Below are 16,809 nucleotides of genomic sequence, written 5' to 3'. Positions count from 1 at the left end.
TTGCACAGGCTGATAACGCCAACACTTACTGAACCGGGCAGGTTTTTGATGGCACCCAGACCCAAAAGCACATCCGTTGCACGTATCAAGACCGGAAGCTTTGAGCGCCGGCTTACCCTCACAAGAGCAGGCCTGTTTGCTGGTACCCGTATGGCTTCTCATATGGCGACCAACTGGTTTGGTAGCAAAGACAGACGGGAGGCCAGGCACCGCGCAATGCTATCCAGCCAGGCCGAATTCCTGGTGGAGGAGCTCGGCAAGCTTAAGGGCAGCGTAGTCAAAATCGGCCAAGTGATGGCGCTGTATGGTGAACATTTCCTGCCGGAGGAAGTGACGGAGGCGCTACATACCCTGGAGGATCAGACTACCTGGCTGGAGTGGTCGGCCATTGAGCGCGTACTCAAAGATGAGCTTGGAGCCGAGCGGTTGGCGGAGCTGGAGGTGGATCCTGATCCGATCGGCGCTGCGTCACTTGGGCAGGTCCACCGGGCACGGCGGCGTAGTGATGGGCTCGAGCTAGTGCTGAAAGTTCAGTACCCTGGCGTTGATCAGGCCGTTGACAGTGACCTGGACTCGGTAGCCCAGTTGCTCAAGGTCGCGCGGCTGGTTTCGTTTGGCCCGGAGTTTAACGACTGGCTGGAAGAAGTGCGGGATATGATGCACCGGGAGGTGGACTATCGCCTTGAGGCCCGCACTACGGAAAAGTTCCGGCAGATGTTGCTGGACGATCCCCGCTTTGTCGTACCCCGGGTTCTGGAAGAATATTGCACAGCTCACGTTATCGCTTCTACCTACGAACATGGCCATTCCGTCAGTTCGGTTGCGGTCAGGGAGCTGCCCCTGGAGCGCCGCAGCGAGCTCGGTCGGGCAGCGCTTGAACTGTTCTTCAGGGAGCTGTTCGTCTGGGGTGAAATCCAGACCGATCCCAATTTTGGCAACTATCGCATCCGTATTGCCGGAGAGAATGGAGCCGACGACCAGCACGACCATATCGTATTGCTGGATTTCGGTGCAGTTCAGTCCTATTCAGCAACGTTTCTCGACCCTGTTATCCAGATGATCCGGGCCTCCTATGAGGGTGATCTGGAGGCGGTTATTGATGGTGGTGTGAAGCTTCGCTTCATGAGCCAGGAGTGGCCAGCGGACGTGTTGGAAAAGTTCGGCTCGGTCTGCATGTCGGTGCTGGAGCCCTTGTCACGGGATCGCAGCAGCTGGCCGGATTATGCGGTAAACGACAGGGGCGAATATCGCTGGAAGCAGAGCGACCTTCCATCACGGGTAGCCCGCCAGGCGGCAAGGTCTGCCATCAGTCGTTATTTCAAGGTTCCGCCGAAAGAGTTTGTCTTTCTCAACCGTAAGCTGATTGGTGTCTACACCTTCATTGCAGTACTGAATGCCGAGTTTAATGGTGAAGAGCTGCTGCGGGCGTATCTCTACGGTGACCCGGGAACACCGGACGCCTCAAGCACCAGCCATATTACCAACGCATAGCGTATACCCTTGCCAATGCCCACCAGCACCACAAAGTTGAGCCAGGGTACGCGCATAATGCCTCCCACCAGGGTTAAAGCGTCGCCACCTATGGGCAGCCACCCCATAAGCAGAGACCACTGTCCGTAGCGGTTGAACCTTACGCGGGCTTTCTCCAACTGAATTTCGGTGATCGGAAACCAGCGTTTGTGCTTAAAGCGATCCACTTGCCTGCCGATAACCCCATTAATCACTGAGCCGGTAGTGTTGCCGGCAGTGGCCCAGAACCATATCCACCATAGTGAATAGCCTTGTGTGACCATGCCGCCGAGCAGAATTTCCGAGTACGCGGGCAACAGCGTTGCGGCAGCGAGGGCGGTCATGAAAAGGGTCAGATAGGCCAATGCTACTCCCCATCAAGACAGGTTGTTGTACCAATGAGAAAGCTGTCACTTCGCTTCAAACTTTATGCCCTTGTCATTACTCTTCTGCTGGTTATGGGCATCAGCATCGTCGTGACGGCGCAGCTGTCCCTCGGGCAAATGGAGCAGAGGATCACCTCCGAAACCCGTGAAACCGTCCAGAAAATGGCCGTTGATCGCCTGAATGCGACAGCCGGAAAGTATGGAGAACTGGTCAGCGGTATGTTTGCGACAGCCTACCGGACGCCGGAAGTGGTTCGCAACGTGATCAGTCGGAATATCCAGGCCGACAGCTCCGGGCGTATAAGCCGGATTGACATGCAGGAAACCATCGGAGCGATTCTGCAGGAGCAGAACAGCCTCAGCTCCATCTACGCCCAGTTCGAACCCGACGCTTACGATGGCCAGGACCGTTATTTTACCGGAGGTGTGGAAGACCATAGCAGTGACCAGGGCACTCTGGAGATTTACTACTATCGCACACCGGAAGGAGAAGTGGAGTTCAGTCGCACGGAAGACCCGGCGGTAAAGTACCTGGATGCCCGCAACGAATTCGGAATTCGTGAAGCGGAGTGGTACCTGTGCTCCAGGGATACCAGAAAGCCCTGCATCATGGAGCCCTACGAGTATGAAATCGAGGAGGGGTATTCCGAGCTGATGACCAGCCTGGTAATGCCTATTATCAAGGACAACGAGTTTGCCGGTGTGACGGGGGTTGATATCAACCTGTCTACGTTGCAGCAAACAATTCAGAATGTCAGCCGTGAGCTCTATGACGGCGAATCCCGGGTTACCCTGCTCAGCAACAAAGGCCTGATAGCCGCTTCCAGTCACTATAGTGATCACCTGGGCCGGCCACTGTCGGAGGCGCTGCCAGAGCAGGGCGATGAATACACCTCTCTGCACCTTGGCGACGGCACCTACGACGACGGACAAACGCTGGCGGTGTCCTATCCCATCGATATTGCCCTGTCGGATACCCAGTGGTCGCTGCTGATCGAGCTGCCTCGTGAAACGGCTCTGGCGGACGTCGCAGCGATTACCGGGCTTTTGTCCAGTGAGGTGAATACGACAGCCGGGCGACAGGCCATGGTTGGTGTGCTGGTATCGATTATCGCGATACTGGTTTTGGTTGTGCTGGTACGCTCGGTCACCAAGCCGCTCGATGAGATTCGTGATCGCATGAAAAACCTTGCCAGTGCTGAGGGAGATCTCACCCGCGAGCTGGATATTGATACCCATGCGGAGTTGATTGAGCTCGCTGGTGGGTTCAACAGATTCCTTGGCCGGCTACGGGAAATGATCAACGACTTGAAAAAGGTCAACGGAAAGGTCAGCCAGCAGGCGGCTGATGTGGGCGCGATTGCCGGGGAAACCGATGACCAGACGGAACGCCAGCATCAGGATATCGAGAGTGTCGTAACCGCAATGAATGAAATGTCTGCGGCTGCCGGCGAAGTTGCCGGGTTCGCCGGTGAAGCGGCGGAAAACGCTCAAATGGCACAGGATGGCGTTCGCTTTACCAAGGATACGCTGGCGTCAGCTCTTGATGGGGTCAGCGCGCTCGCCGGGGATATGGACGAAGCAAGCACCGCTATCAGCCATGTTGCCACCCGTAGTGAGGATATAAACCGAATTCTTGAGGTTATCCGGGGGATTGCGGAGCAGACCAACCTGTTAGCCCTGAATGCCGCCATTGAAGCGGCCCGGGCAGGGGAGCAGGGCCGCGGTTTTGCGGTTGTGGCGGATGAGGTAAGAACCCTCGCGTCCCGCACCCGTGAGTCCACCGACGAAATCAGTCAGATGATCGATGGCCTGCAAAACGATGTAAGCGGCGCCGTTACCGTCATTCAGAGTGGTGTTGACCGCGCCACACGGGCAGTCGACGGTACCCGTGAAGCAGACCATTCCCTGGCTTCGGTAGTGGAGCGAATCGCAACCATCGTTGAGCATGTGACTCACGTGGCGACAGCGGCAGAGGAGCAGAGTTCTGTCAGTGAGGAAATCAACCAGAACCTGACTCGTATTGGTGACGCCGCTAACGACCTGCGAGCTCTTGCGCAGAGAGTAAGTGGCAGTGGGCGCACTCTGGATGATCAGGTACGGGCGCTGGACTCCGAGCTGAGTCGCCTAAAAACCTGATTTGCATCGACGATTGCTATCGGTACCATTCAGCCCGTCAATTTTATTTTCAGCAGGCGGGCGATCATACTGCAAGTTGTTCGAGGCTGTGAAAGCCCGCCTATTTTCCGGACCTGGAGTGAAAGTATGGAGCAAGTCACTATTTTTGGCCGCGCTTCCTGTGGTTTCTGTATGCGTGCAAGGCAGCTTTGCGAAATCAATGATTTTCCCTATCGCTACGTTGACATTGTCGAGGAGGGGATCAGCAAAGAAGACCTGTCGAAAACCATTGGTAAGCCGGTTCATACCGTGCCGCAGATCTTCGTGGGCCAGGAGCATATTGGCGGGTTCGATCATTTTTCAGAGTACCTGGAGAGGGTCGGCACCACGGCCAACTGATTGAACGAGCACAAAAAAAGGCGCTCCCCTTCAACCAGGGGGCGCCTTTTTAGTTTGCAGGCCGATCAGATCTGGAAATCGGCCTTCAGCTTCTTCTCGACCAGCTGGTTTTTCAGTTTCGCTACCCGCGGCAACCCATCGTCAAACGGCGGGAAACTCTCACCGTAAATCAATGGTTCAAGGTAGTCGCGGCAATCCTGTGTGATGCCGTAACCATCGTCGGTAATGAAGTGGATCGGCATTTTCTTTTCCTGGTTGGCAACCTCTGAGAGAGGCGCTTCGCCAATATGCCAGCGATACGGGCGTGACTGCTCGCGAACAATGGTGGGCATCAGTGCCTGCTTTCCAGCTAGAGCCATTTCCACGGCCACTTTGCCTACTGCGTAAGCCTGCTCCACATCCGTAGCGGAGGCAATATGGCGGGCGCTGCGTTGAAGGTAATCCGCCACGGCCCAGTGGTATTTGTAGCCCAGGGCCTGGCGCACCATGTTGGCCAGGGCCGGGGCGACACCGCCAAGCTGGGTATGGCCGAAGGCATCCTTGGCACCGGCATCGGCCAGGAAGCGGCCGTCTTCATACTGGGCGCCTTCCGAGGCAACCACGACGCAGTAACCATACTCCTTGACGCAGAAGTCCACCCGCTCCAGGAACCTTTCCCGCTCGAACGGTACTTCCGGGAACAGAATGATGTGGGGCGGCTCGCCTTCCCCTTTGCCGGCAAGGCCACCCGATGCGGCAATCCAGCCCGCGTGTCGCCCCATTACCTCCAGGATGAACACCTTGGTGGAGGACTCGCACATGGAGCGGATGTCCAGGCTGGCTTCCAGGGTGGAGGTAGCAATGTATTTCGCTACTGAGCCAAAGCCGGGGCAGCAATCGGTAAAGGGCAGGTCATTGTCCACCGTCTTGGGAATGCCGATGCAGGTAATCGGGTAGCCCATTTTCTCGGCAAGCTGCGATACCTTGTAGGCGGTGTCCTGGGAATCCCCGCCGCCGTTGTAGAAGAAATAGCCAATGTCGTGGGCGCGGAATACTTCGATCAATCGCTCGTATTCCCGCTTGTTCTCGGAAAAGTTTTTCAGTTTGTGGCGACAGGACCCGAACGCACCGCCGGGAGTGTGAATCAGCGCATGGATGTCGTCATCCGTTTCCAGGCTGGTATCGATCAGCTCTTCTTTCAGCGCGCCGATGATACCGTTACGCCCGGCGTAGACCTTTCCGATCTGGTCCGGGTGTTTGCGAGCAGTCTGGATCAGCCCGCAGGCGGTGGCGTTAATGACGGCGGTTACACCGCCTGACTGGGCGTAGAATGCGTTTCTGGTGGCCATTTCCGGCTGTTGCCTCCTGCAGTTTCATCGAGTGCGGCAGATGATACGCCAATCGCTGGTTTTTTTCATGACATCAAACGTCGTAACGAAGGCTTGACGGCCTGCACTCTATACGGGACGCTTTGCAGGTTTCATTCAAGAGGTCGGCAACCGAATGCATATTCATATCCTGGGAATCTGTGGCACCTTCATGGGCAGCCTGGCTGTTTTGGCAAGAGAGCTGGGGCACACCGTGACTGGCTCCGACCAGGGGGTGTATCCGCCCATGAGCACCCAACTGGAAGCCCAGGGTATCGGCCTGATGGAGGGTTACCACTCTGACAACCTCAAGCCCCGGCCGGACCTGGTGCTGATTGGCAACGCCATGTCCCGTGGCAACCCGGAGGTGGAAGCCGTTCTTAACCAGAATATTGACTACATGTCGGGTCCGGAATGGCTGGCCCGGGAAGTGTTACGCCATCGCTGGGTACTGGCAGTGGCCGGCACCCACGGCAAAACCACGACAACCGCGATGCTGTTGTGGATCCTTGATCAGGCGGGGTTCGAGGCCGGTTACCTGGTAGGCGGTGTGCCCAACGATTTCCCGGTATCTGCCCGGCTGGGTAACAGTGACTTTTTTGTGATCGAGGCGGATGAATACGACAGCGCCTTTTTCGACAAGCGCTCCAAATTCGTTCACTACCGGCCCCATACTCTGATTCTCAATAATCTGGAGTTCGATCACGCCGACATCTTCGATAACGTGGAAGCCATCGAACGCCAGTTCCACCATCTTGTCAGAACCGTGCCCTCGCGCGGGCTGATCGTGCGTCCGGCGCTGGATACCCATCTCGACAGGGCGCTGGAATTGGGCTGCTGGACCAGTGTTCAGGCGACTTCTGTCGGCAGTGAGGTACCTTATATGGCCGACTGGCGGGCGGAGTTACTGGCGGAGGATGGCAGTCGCTTCATGGTGGTTCATCACGAACAGCCTGTAGCGGCTGTCAAATGGTATCAGACCGGGCTACACAACGTTCGCAACGCACTGGCCGCAATCGCTGCGGCCCGCCACGTCGGAGTGACCCCGGATCACGCGGTGGCGGCACTGTGCCGGTTCTCCGGAGTCAAACGGCGGATGGAGTTGCTGGCACAGATCGACGGAATCCACGTTTACGACGACTTCGCCCATCACCCCACGGCCATCACCACCACCCTTGAAGGTTTACGCAACAAAGTCGGCGACGAGACCATCCTTGCCCTGATCGAACCACGCTCCAATACCATGCAACAAGGGGTGCACCAGCAAACCCTGCTGCCCAGTGCAGCAGCAGCTGACAGGGTGATCTGGGCCAACCTGAACCAGATGGACTGGCTACCCGCGTTGATAGAAGGTCACAACGCCACGGCAGAAGCGCCGCATCACCACAGCGTGGAATCCACCGTGGAAGCGATGATTGGCCGGGTTCTGGAACAGGTGTCTGGCCCCTGCCATATTGTCATTATGAGCAATGGCGGTTTTGGTGGTATCCACCAGAAGCTGATCGCGGAACTTGAACGTAAAACCGGCTGACAGGGCGTTTGCCTCTAAAACGAATCAGGGAATTCCAGCATGACAGCAACACCAGAAAACCAGCGGGTCATCAACCTTGCCTTCACCGGCGCTTCCGGCGCCCAGTACGGCCTTCGCCTGCTGCAATGCCTGGTGGCGGCGGATTGCCGGGTACATGTGATGGTCAGCAAGGCTGCCCAGGTGGTGATTGCCACGGAAACCGACCTGAAATTACCCGGCAACACGCCTGCCATGCAGGAAGTTTTGACCAGCTATGCTGGCGCCCGGCCAGGACAGGTATTGGTGTTCGGGCGGGAAGACTGGTTTTCCCCGCCGGCCTCCGGCTCCGGTGAGAAGGCGCCGCTGGTGATTTGCCCCTGCAGCACCGGCACCCTCTCTGCACTGGCCACCGGTGCCAGCAATAACCTGATTGAGAGGGCTGGCGATGTGGCCCTGAAAGAGCGGCGGCAGTTGATCCTGGTGCCCCGGGAAGCGCCTTATTCCGAGGTACACCTGGACAACATGTTGCGCCTGACCCGCATGGGTGCGGTCATCATGCCGGCCAGCCCCGGCTTCTATCACCAACCGCAATCGGTGAACGATCTGGTGGACTTCATTGTTGCCCGCCTGCTTGATCACCTGGGCCTGCCCCAGGACCTGATGCCCCGCTGGGGTGAGGCGCGGCTCAAGGCGAAGCAACCCGTCTGAAGCGCCCGGCGATGGTTTTGGCCAGCCCGATTGATGCTTTTCATCATTGAGCGAAAACGCCGCTCCCCCGAGACTTGGTGAACGACAATCACAAGACAGTCATTCACCGAGGTTCACCATGATTCCACGCACGCTCTTCGATGCCGACCTTGAAGGTTTCCGGGATTCCGTCCGCAAGTTCCTGCAGCAGGAAGCGGCGCCCTACCACGAGCAATGGGAAAAAGACGGTCAGGTAAGCCGGGAGCTTTGGACCAAGGCCGGCGAGCTGGGTTTTCTCTGCCCCACGATGCCGGAAGAGTACGGTGGGGTAGGAGCTGATTTCCGCTACAGTGCGGTGATCATGGAAGAGGTGTCGAGGGCGGGCCTGTCCGGTATTGGCTGGACCCTACATTCCGACATTGTCGCCCCTTACATCCTCAATTACGGTTCCGAAGAACAAAAACAGTATTACCTGCCTAAACTGGCTTCTGGCGAAATGATCGGAGCCATTGCCATGACCGAGCCTGGGGCTGGCTCTGACCTTCAGGGAATAAAGTCCACGGCGGTGAAGAACGAGGCGGGCGATCACTACGTGCTTAACGGCTCGAAAACCTTCATCACCAACGGCCAGCTGGCCGACCTGGTGATTGTGGTGGCCAAGACCGACCCGAAGGAGGGTGCCAAGGGCACCAGCCTGCTACTGGTCGAAAGCGCCTGGGGAGGTTTCGAGAAAGGGCAGAACCTCAACAAAGTGGGGATGAAGGCCCAGGACACCTCCGAGCTGTTCTTTCAGGATGTGAAAGTGCCGGCGGACAAACTTCTCGGCTCTATGGAAGGCCAGGGCTTCTTCCAGTTGATGTCGGAGCTTCCCGCCGAACGTTTGCAGGTGGCTCTGACCGCTGTAGCGGCTGCAGAAGCTGCATGGCAGTGGACACTGGATTACGTCAAGGAGCGAAAGGCGTTCGGTAAGCCGGTCATCGCGTTCCAGAATACCCGCTTCAAAATGGCGGAAATGAAAGCGGAAATCACCGCAGCCCGGGTATTCACTGATCGCTGTCTGGAACTGCACCTGGACAAGAAGCTGGACATTCCCACCGCAGCCATGCTGAAGCAGCACACCACGGATCTGCAGTGCAAAGTCATGGATGAATGCGTTCAGCTTCACGGTGGCTACGGTTATATGTGGGAGTACCCCATTGCCCGAGCCTGGGCCGATTCCCGGGTACAGCGCATCTATGCCGGCACCAACGAGATCATGAAAGAGATCGTTGCACGCTCATTCTGAAGAAAAATAGGATAGTTCAACGCGCCGCCGGCTTCCCCGACGGCGCGTTTTGTTACCAAAGTTTACAAACTGCCAATCCTGTCAAGGTTCCCTCCGGCAACATCCCCTAAAGTAGCGGCACAACCTCTAACAAGGATAATGGTTGCCGCAATGAACCGCCTGCTCCCCATTACAATTGCCCTGTTCACACTTGCCCTGGCCGGATGTGGCGAGGATTCTGACGAGTCACCGGTTGATGGCCGCGATTTTGACGGCGAGGGCTTTAGCGAACCGGTGTCCTATATCGGTAGAGTTATTGACGGCTACCTGCGTAATGCACGGGTATGGCTGGATATGGATGGCGACAGCCAGTACACCGCCGGGCCTATCACCATTGAGAACAGTTCCGGCACGGAAATCACCTTACTCAATGGTGAGCCCACCGCCATGACCGGCGAAGATGGCAAGTTTGCCCTCGATATCTCAGAGCTGGTGCAGGACCCATCGATATCACCAGACATCGACCCCCGGGATTTTCCCCTGTTTGCGGTCATTATCCCGGGCCAGACGCTGGAGCAAACCCGTATCGGCGAGGTGGTGCTGGAAGACGCCTACATGCTCAGCGCACCTCCAGGAGTGCGGAACGTCACGCCTCTCAGCACACTGGTGCGCCAGCGCCGGGTGATCGGTGTGCAGGACTTGACGGCGACCACCAACGAGCTGGCGGACGCGCTCGGGAACGTCAATCTGGTCAGCGACTATGTGAAATCCGGCGATCACCGGGCCCATGCCTATGCCCGTGCTTTTGCCCGCTTCATGGCCAGCCAGTTCCCGGAAGAGTATGGCAGTCTTCTGCGTAATGGTAACGGGAAAGAGCGTTTCCTGAGCAAGGAGGCGGTGTACCTGTTGGGTGTATCGTTCGTCCGTAATGCGCTCGACGTCGTGAAGGTGGTTGACGAAGCTGCTTCCCAGGGTAACTACGAGAACGTCAATGTTGACGAACTGTCGCTGCCTGAAGTGCCGGTTGAATTGGACGACCCGGTTGTTCTGGAGCGTCAGACGATTCTGGCGCAGGGAGAGGGGAGTGAGTTGCCGGCTTCCATTTCCAACTTGAGCGTGTCTGCAGAACTGATGTTTGATTATTCTGAAGACGGGCGGGTAACGTCCATTACCGTCCACGGCTGCATGATGCCATCGTTGAGAGAAATGGCCCGCCTGATTAACGCCCGCGGCAAGATTGCGGATACCGGTACGCAGTGGATGCCGGGTATCTTGCTGTCGCAGCAAAGCGCCAGTTTTTACGAGAATGAAGGTCCGGATGAGCGGCTGGTGTTTGACTGGGAGAATCGCCGGGCGACATTTGAAACTACGACCACTTGCCATGGTGCTCTGGCGGATTCATCAGAACCGGGTGGCCCCGCGGCAATCGCTTATGAGTGGACTTTGGCGGATGCAAAGGTCCAGTCGCTGACCGTAATCTCAGACGATAAAACCGAAGTGCTGGAGCCTGATTACGGGTTCGGTAATGACGCTTTTTTCGGTGTCGCTCGCACGGTCGACGGGATTGAGGAAGAGAACATGACATTAACCAGCGGGGTCCAGAGCTGCGAGAACGACGTTGATCCGGATGATCGGGACGCTCTGCTGGTCGTTTCCGCCCGGCAATCCTACACCGTAACCGGAAATAGGCCGCAGCCGGTTGGTTTTGGCTCACTTGCGCTGGAGTATGATAATCGGAAAAGCCAGTTGCGCCCCCTTAGGTTTGGCTTCCTTGACGAAATGATGGCTTCTACCGAGGGTGTCAATAATAGCGAAGGTTTCGAGTGGGCATTTTACTACCTCTTTGAAGCTTCGAATGAATTTGTAGAAGATCAACCGAACCTGATCAGCTCCGCTTATCTGAACCGCTATGGCGGCAGCAGAGCCTGTGGTCGGGAATTTGAAAGGATGCCATCGGCGGCTTATGCTCGCGTGAACTACACGTATCAGCGGTTATCGGAATATCTGTCGGGACTGGTGGAATAAAAAGCAGGGCAGGCAGTTTTCAGAATTAAGCCTAGATGCAGCACAAAATTGTCAAATAATGAGTGTGACATGTGCTTATAAAGGTTTCGGATTCGTAACACTTCCTGAGGGAGGAAGTGGTGCCGAGGAGAGGACTTGAACCTCCACGGGGTTGCCCCCACTAGCACCTGAAGCTAGCGTGTCTACCAATTTCACCACCTCGGCAGGTGATTTGCAGTCTCTCCGGTGGGAACTCAAAAGCGTTAGCTTATTGAATTTCCGGTGTTTCTGCCGCGGCGACAGGCGCTGCTGTCAACCGATGGCGCGTACTTTAATCATTCGGAAAAACGCTGTCAAACATTTTTTGCTGGCTAATCTCGGTTTTTGTACCTATTTTTGCTGGGTGGTTAGGCAGGCGGCCGCTGGCGGCGTTATACTCTCCGGCAAACGCAATATAACGATTGATTTCCACCAGGAAATCGGAATTAAGGATACGAATGGTTTCCAGAAAAAAGACAGACAACGACCCACACGCACAGCGTGAGGCCAGCAATTACGACAATCCCATCCAGAGCCGGGAGTTTATTCTCGAGCATCTTAAGGAAAGGGGCGCGCCGGCCACCCATCCAACCCTGTGTGAAGAACTGGGCCAGCAGTCCGAGGAGGGCATCGAGGCCCTGCGCCGTCGGCTGATTGCCATGTGTCGCGATGGACAGCTGATCTGCAACCGCCGTGGCGCCTACCTGCCCATTGAAGAGGCGGATCTGGTGACAGGCCGGGTAACGGGGCACAAGGATGGATTCGGGTTCCTGATACCGGATGACGGTGGGTCAGACCTGTTCCTGACAGCGCGTCAGATGCGCCAGGTTTTTCACGGTGACCGGGTTGCCGCGCGAGTCGACCGGGTAGATGACCGGGGGCGCCGCGAAGGCGTGATTGTCGAGGTGCTGGAATACCGCACCCAACAGACAGTTGGCCGGCTTTTCCAGGAAAGCGGCATTTCCTTCGTGGTTCCCGAGAATGCCCGTATCAACCACGAAGTGCTTATTCCTGCCGAGCATATCAATGAAGCGCGTCATGGCCAGTACGTGGTTGTGGATATACTGCGCCAGCCGACGGTACGCACCCAGCCCACAGGTAAGGTGGTCGAAATATTGGGTGAACATATGGCGCCGGGCATGGAAATCGACGTTGCCATCCGCTCCTACGATATTCCCCACAGCTGGCCGCCAGCCGTGGGAGAGCAGGTTGCGGATATACCCGAGGAAGTTACTGAAAAAGACAAACAGAACCGGGTCGATATCCGTAATCTTCGGCTTGTTACCATCGATGATGAAAGTGCGCGGGATTTTGATGACGCGATTTATTGCGAGCCACGTCCCCGTGGTGGTTATCGTTTGCTGGTGGCGATAGCGGATGTATCTCACTACGTTCGCCCCGAATCACCCCTGGACGAAGAGGCGATTAACCGCGGCAATTCGGTGTATTTCCCGGATCACGTGGTGCCCATGCTCCCGGAAAAGCTGTCGAACGGCCTGTGTTCGCTGAACCCGGGTGTTGACCGGTTGTGCATGGTGGCGGATGTAACCATCAGCGCCGCTGGCGCCATCAGTGGCTATACGTTCTATCAGGCCGTAATGCACAGTCACGCGCGACTGACTTACAACAAGGTCAGCGACATGCTGGAGCGGCCGGATTCCGAGCCGGGCTACAGGCTTTCCGAGCAGTACGCTCACGTATTGCCGCACCTGCACAATCTCTACAATCTTTACAAGTTGCTGCGCAAGGCGAGAACCGAGCGGGGCGCCATCGATTTCGAAACCACCGAAACCAAAGTGGTGTTCGACGCAAACCGCAAGATCGAGGAAATTGTCCCGATCCAGCGTAACGACGCCCACAAGATTGTCGAGGAATGCATGTTGGCCGCCAACGTGGCAACTGCACGCTTCCTCAAGAAGCACAAGGTGCCTTCGCTGTACCGTGTTCACGATGGCCCTTCAGAGGAGCGTCTTAATGCGGTGCGCCTGTTCCTGGGTGAGCTGGGCCTCCAGTTGGGTGGCGGCGATAAACCAACCTCAGCTGATTATCGGGAGCTTTTGTCCAGCATTGCTGATCGTTCCGATGCAAATGTCATTCAGACGGTGATGCTGCGCTCTCTCAGTCAGGCGGTTTACAGTCCGGATGAGGGGGGGCACTTTGGCCTTGGCTTTACCAGCTATGCTCATTTCACTTCGCCCATTCGTCGGTATCCGGACCTGATTGTGCATCGTGGTATCAAGTCTGTCGTGCACAGCGAGGAAGGCAGCAAGGATATCGTAGCGCCGCCAAAGAAGGACCCGGAACTGGCGGACTACCCCTACGACCTGGCTCGTATGTACCAGTTGGGTGAACACTGCTCAATGACCGAGCGCCGGGCCGACGATGCCACCCGCGATGTCATGGCCTGGCTCAAGTGTGAGTACCTGAAGGATCATGTTGGCGAAGAGTATGATGGCGTGATCGCCGCCGTTGTGCCGTTCGGTTTCTTCGTGGAGCTGTCCGGGGTCTATATAGAAGGCCTGGTGCACGTTTCCACGCTGAGCGGTGATTATTTCCATCATGACTCCGCCAAGCATCGCCTGATTGGCGAGCGCACGGCCATGAGCTTCCGCCTGGGCGACGATGTACGGGTAAAAGTGGTGCGTGTTGGCATGGAAGACCGCAAGGTTGACCTTGAGTTGGTGAGTGAGCCTCAGCACCGCCAGGCAGACCGGGATGCGCTGGAAATAACCAAGCGTGAACCCAGAGATAAAGGCAAAGGTCGGGGCAAGGGCGGAAAATCTGCCGGTAGTCGCTCTTCGAAGGGCGACCGTGGGAAAGGCAGCCGCGAAAAAGCCGGGGATTCCGGTGACAAACCGCGTCGAAAGAAAGGATCCGCGCCAAAGTCCGCCGGCAAATCCGAAAAACCCGAGAAAGTTGCGCCAACTTACGAGGACAATGGTGAGTTGTCGGCCCGTGACAAGCTGGTAGCAGAAGCCGCCAAGCTGGCGTTGGGGAAAGGCGCGGGCAAGGGAAAGAAGCCGAAGCCACGCAAGTCAGGAAAATAAGCCGTGTCTGATGAGTTTATTTTTGGCTGGCATGCCGTTGAAGCGGTACTGAAGCGTGAGCCGGAGCGGTTGCAGCAGGTGTGGATCCAGACCGGTCGCGAAGATCGGCGGGTCAAGACTGTAACCGATGCCCTGAACGAGCTTGGGGTACGCTGGCAGGTGGTGCACCGCAAGGAACTGGATCAACGGGTTTCCGGGGTTCACCAGGGGGTTGTCGCAGCGGTGTCCGAAAGCCGCGAGTGGAGCGAAGACGATTTGCTCACCATGCTTGCCGGTTCCGACAAGCCGCCGTTTCTGCTCATTCTTGACGGCGTCACCGATCCTCACAACCTGGGTGCCTGTCTGCGCACCGCCGATGCCGTTGGTGTTCAAGCGGTCATAGTGCCGAAAGACAAGTCAGCGTCGCTGTCGCCCACGGTGCGCAAAGTCGCCTGCGGGGCGGCTGAAACCGTACCGTTGGTGCGGGTAACCAACCTTGCACGATTCATGCGAACCATACAGGACGACGGTGTCTGGCTTATCGGCACTGCAGGCGAGGCTGAGAATACCGTCTATCAGGCTGATTTTACCGGCCCGGTCGCGCTCGTGATGGGAGCCGAAGGCAAAGGTATGCGGCGGCTGACCCGGGAGCATTGTGACCTGTTGATCAATATCCCGATGCTCGGCCACGTGGACAGCCTGAACGTTTCCGTGGCCACCGGCGTTTGTCTTTACGAAGCATTGCGCCAGCGGCTTGCATAGTACCCCCCACACGCCTAGAATACGTGACCCCCTTTCTCAGGGGGCGATGCCTTATTGCCCGAAATCGGGGTAATTGGCATCAAGAAGCCGGCGGCTTTGGCTGCCACCTCCTTGCTTCTTGCATTTGCACGGTCTGATTCTGTGCGTTTGCTGGAGGCTGTTTAATCCGTAGGGAGAACTCATGCGTCACTACGAAATCGTATTTATGGTACACCCTGATCAGAGCGAGCAGGTGCCCGCAATGATCGAGCGTTATACCGGTGTCATCAATGAAGATGGCGGCAAGGTACATCGCCTGGAAGATTGGGGCCGTCGTCACCTGGCTTACCCGATTAACAAGATTCACAAGGCTCACTACGTACTGATGAACGTTGAATGTTCACAGGCAGCGATGGACGAGCTGACTCACAACTTCCGTTTCAACGATGCCATCATCCGCGACATGATTCTGCGCCGCGATGGTGCCGATACGGACCTGTCCCCGATGAAAGCTTCCGAGTCCCGTGAAGACCGTCGTGGCGGCGATGATCGTCCGCGTCGTTCAGCTGAATCTGACGAGCCACGTCAGCAGGCTGAAACCCAGGACGAAGAAGAGTAAAACCATCACCGGAGTTGAGGAGTTAAGTTATGGCTCGTTTTTTCAGACGTCGTAAGTTCTGCCGCTTCACGGCAGAAGGTGTCAAAGAGATTGATTACAAGGATCTGGACACCCTGAAAGGTTATGTTACTGAAACCGGCAAAATCGTGCCCAGCCGCATTACCGGCACCAAAGCACGTTATCAGCGTCAGCTGGCTACCGCTATCAAGCGTGCCCGCTACCTGGCACTGCTGCCGTATTCGGACAGCCACGATAACTAAGTAACAGAATTAACAGGACCCGGGACCATGCGTGCACTGGCACAGTTTGTAATGCGCGGTCCTCTGCAGGCAGGCGGGGTTGCGGCAGTTACCACTGCGATACCCCTGTTGTTCTGGATTGGTGCAGCGGTGATTGGCCTGGTCATTCTCAGGCTGGGTATCAGCCAGGGGCTTAATATCGGCCTCTGGGCATTGCTTCCGGCACTCGGCTGGAGCTGGTTTGGGCAGGACCCGACAGCATTGGCGGTACTGCTTCAGGTAATGCTGATTGCATCTATTCTGAGAACTACCCTGTCCTGGGAGAAAGCGCTCCTTGCAGGCAGTTTCCTGGGTATTGTGACAGGCATGATGCTGCCCGTGTTGTATCCGGATCTGTTAAACGATCTGGTGCAGACCGGGGTCAGGTTTTACCAAGAATACAACGCCGAAGTAGCCAGCAGTCTTGGCGACAGGCTGGAAACAGTCATTCGGCAGACCATGAACGCAAGCATGGCAGGCACTTACCTGGTTACCGGGGTGGGCATGACCATGCTGGCGAGATCCTGGCAGGCGGGGTTGTATAACCCCGGCGGATTCCGGACCGAGTTCCACTCGCTCCGGCTGTCACCGGCAATCGCGGTTATTTGTGTGATTACCATAGTGGCAGGGCCCGTTCTGGGGCTGAATTCCATGCTGCTGGGCTGGGCCGGAGGGTTGCCGCTGTTTCTGGCGGGGCTGGCCCTGGTTCATGGCGTTGTAGGTCGTAAAAATCTGAGCGGCCAGTGGCTGATCATGTTCTACCTGGCATTGGTGCTGCTTGGTCCAAGCCTGATGATTCTGTTAGTAGTTCTGGCATTTGTGGATAGCTGGCTGGATATCCGGAGACGAATAAAACCCTCCGGCCCGGCCGAATAAAGTACGA

At 56.8% G+C, this 16,809-nt stretch carries 14 protein-coding genes and 1 tRNA gene; 12 read left to right on the top strand and 3 right to left on the bottom strand.

Annotation, left to right across the window (positions count from 1 at the left end; genetic code table 11):
- The first annotated feature begins 48 nt into the window (after positions 1 to 48).
- Positions 49 to 1,491, top strand: a complete 1,443-nt coding sequence (locus M8010_RS10440) for an ABC1 kinase family protein (protein WP_250090988.1) — start codon at positions 49 to 51, stop codon at positions 1,489 to 1,491.
- Here the strand turns inward: M8010_RS10440 and M8010_RS10435 are convergent.
- Positions 1,434 to 1,874: a YqaA family protein gene (locus M8010_RS10435; RefSeq protein WP_250090986.1), complete on the bottom strand. Its 441-nt coding sequence runs from the start codon at positions 1,872 to 1,874 to the stop codon at positions 1,434 to 1,436. The genes M8010_RS10440 and M8010_RS10435 overlap by 58 nt on opposite strands.
- A 33-nt stretch (positions 1,875 to 1,907) precedes the next feature.
- Here M8010_RS10435 and M8010_RS10430 point away from each other — a divergent pair, with 33 nt between their 5' ends.
- Both M8010_RS10430 and M8010_RS10425 read left to right on the top strand, forming a co-directional pair.
- A complete protein-coding gene (locus M8010_RS10430; protein ID WP_250090983.1) occupies positions 1,908 to 4,034 on the top strand; it encodes a methyl-accepting chemotaxis protein in 2,127 nt (708 codons plus the stop codon).
- Between the two features lie 126 nt (positions 4,035 to 4,160).
- Positions 4,161 to 4,412, top strand: coding sequence for a GrxA family glutaredoxin (locus M8010_RS10425; RefSeq protein WP_250090980.1), 252 nt, complete (start codon positions 4,161 to 4,163; stop codon positions 4,410 to 4,412).
- Positions 4,413 to 4,477: 65 nt separating this feature from the next.
- Here M8010_RS10425 and M8010_RS10420 read toward each other — a convergent pair whose 3' ends face one another.
- Entirely contained in the window at positions 4,478 to 5,740 is a 1,263-nt protein-coding gene (locus M8010_RS10420) for a 6-phosphofructokinase (RefSeq protein ID WP_250090978.1), read from the bottom strand.
- 154 nt (positions 5,741 to 5,894) lie between these two features.
- Between M8010_RS10420 and mpl the strand changes: the two genes are divergently transcribed.
- From mpl to M8010_RS10400, 4 genes are all read left to right on the top strand, one after another.
- Positions 5,895 to 7,289: a UDP-N-acetylmuramate:L-alanyl-gamma-D-glutamyl-meso-diaminopimelate ligase gene (mpl, locus tag M8010_RS10415; protein WP_250090977.1), complete on the top strand. Its 1,395-nt coding sequence runs from the start codon at positions 5,895 to 5,897 to the stop codon at positions 7,287 to 7,289.
- A 39-nt stretch (positions 7,290 to 7,328) separates the two neighbouring features.
- Complete coding sequence (locus M8010_RS10410) at positions 7,329 to 7,976, top strand: flavin prenyltransferase UbiX (protein WP_250090975.1); 648 nt, start codon at positions 7,329 to 7,331, stop codon at positions 7,974 to 7,976.
- Positions 7,977 to 8,094: 118 nt separating this feature from the next.
- On the top strand, positions 8,095 to 9,240 hold the full coding sequence (locus tag M8010_RS10405; RefSeq protein WP_250090974.1) for an acyl-CoA dehydrogenase family protein: 1,146 nt from the start codon (positions 8,095 to 8,097) through the stop codon (positions 9,238 to 9,240).
- 150 nt (positions 9,241 to 9,390) lie between these two features.
- Positions 9,391 to 11,244, top strand: coding sequence for a hypothetical protein (locus M8010_RS10400; protein ID WP_250090972.1), 1,854 nt, complete (start codon positions 9,391 to 9,393; stop codon positions 11,242 to 11,244).
- A gap of 117 nt (positions 11,245 to 11,361) precedes the next feature.
- Here M8010_RS10400 and M8010_RS10395 read toward each other — a convergent pair.
- Positions 11,362 to 11,448 (bottom strand) — tRNA-Leu (locus M8010_RS10395).
- Between the two features lie 272 nt (positions 11,449 to 11,720).
- Here M8010_RS10395 and rnr point away from each other — a divergent pair.
- From rnr to M8010_RS10370, 5 genes are all read left to right on the top strand, one after another.
- Positions 11,721 to 14,309, top strand: a complete 2,589-nt coding sequence (gene rnr / locus M8010_RS10390) for a ribonuclease R (protein WP_250090971.1) — start codon at positions 11,721 to 11,723, stop codon at positions 14,307 to 14,309.
- Positions 14,310 to 14,312: 3 nt separating this feature from the next.
- Entirely contained in the window at positions 14,313 to 15,050 is a 738-nt protein-coding gene (gene rlmB, locus M8010_RS10385; protein ID WP_250090969.1) for a 23S rRNA (guanosine(2251)-2'-O)-methyltransferase RlmB, read from the top strand.
- 181 nt (positions 15,051 to 15,231) lie between these two features.
- Positions 15,232 to 15,648 carry a 30S ribosomal protein S6 gene (gene rpsF, locus M8010_RS10380; RefSeq protein WP_135955260.1) on the top strand — a complete coding sequence of 139 codons (417 nt, stop codon included), beginning with the start codon at positions 15,232 to 15,234 and terminating at the stop codon, positions 15,646 to 15,648.
- A 29-nt stretch (positions 15,649 to 15,677) separates the two neighbouring features.
- A complete protein-coding gene (gene rpsR, locus M8010_RS10375; RefSeq protein WP_114613426.1) occupies positions 15,678 to 15,908 on the top strand; it encodes a 30S ribosomal protein S18 in 231 nt (76 codons plus the stop codon).
- Between the two features lie 27 nt (positions 15,909 to 15,935).
- On the top strand, positions 15,936 to 16,802 hold the full coding sequence (locus tag M8010_RS10370) for a hypothetical protein (RefSeq protein ID WP_250090968.1): 867 nt from the start codon (positions 15,936 to 15,938) through the stop codon (positions 16,800 to 16,802).
- The last annotated feature ends 7 nt before the right edge of the window (positions 16,803 to 16,809 follow it).

Source organism: Marinobacter sp. ATCH36, assembly GCF_023555055.1.
Classification (GTDB): Bacteria; Pseudomonadota; Gammaproteobacteria; order Pseudomonadales; family Oleiphilaceae; genus Marinobacter.
Note: the sequence above shows the minus strand (reverse complement) of the source record. Positions and strands in the feature narration are given on the sequence as shown.

Coding starts and splice junctions, on each gene's coding strand:
- M8010_RS10440 (WP_250090988.1), top strand. CDS start 49: ATGGCACCCAGACCCAAAAGCACATCCGTTGCACGTATCAAGACCGGA.
- M8010_RS10430 (WP_250090983.1), top strand. CDS start 1,908: ATGAGAAAGCTGTCACTTCGCTTCAAACTTTATGCCCTTGTCATTACT.
- M8010_RS10425 (WP_250090980.1), top strand. CDS start 4,161: ATGGAGCAAGTCACTATTTTTGGCCGCGCTTCCTGTGGTTTCTGTATG.
- M8010_RS10420 (WP_250090978.1), bottom strand. CDS start 5,740: ATGGCCACCAGAAACGCATTCTACGCCCAGTCAGGCGGTGTAACCGCC.
- mpl (WP_250090977.1), top strand. CDS start 5,895: ATGCATATTCATATCCTGGGAATCTGTGGCACCTTCATGGGCAGCCTG.
- M8010_RS10410 (WP_250090975.1), top strand. CDS start 7,329: ATGACAGCAACACCAGAAAACCAGCGGGTCATCAACCTTGCCTTCACC.
- M8010_RS10405 (WP_250090974.1), top strand. CDS start 8,095: ATGATTCCACGCACGCTCTTCGATGCCGACCTTGAAGGTTTCCGGGAT.
- M8010_RS10400 (WP_250090972.1), top strand. CDS start 9,391: ATGAACCGCCTGCTCCCCATTACAATTGCCCTGTTCACACTTGCCCTG.
- rnr (WP_250090971.1), top strand. CDS start 11,721: ATGGTTTCCAGAAAAAAGACAGACAACGACCCACACGCACAGCGTGAG.
- rpsF (WP_135955260.1), top strand. CDS start 15,232: ATGCGTCACTACGAAATCGTATTTATGGTACACCCTGATCAGAGCGAG.
- rpsR (WP_114613426.1), top strand. CDS start 15,678: ATGGCTCGTTTTTTCAGACGTCGTAAGTTCTGCCGCTTCACGGCAGAA.
- M8010_RS10370 (WP_250090968.1), top strand. CDS start 15,936: ATGCGTGCACTGGCACAGTTTGTAATGCGCGGTCCTCTGCAGGCAGGC.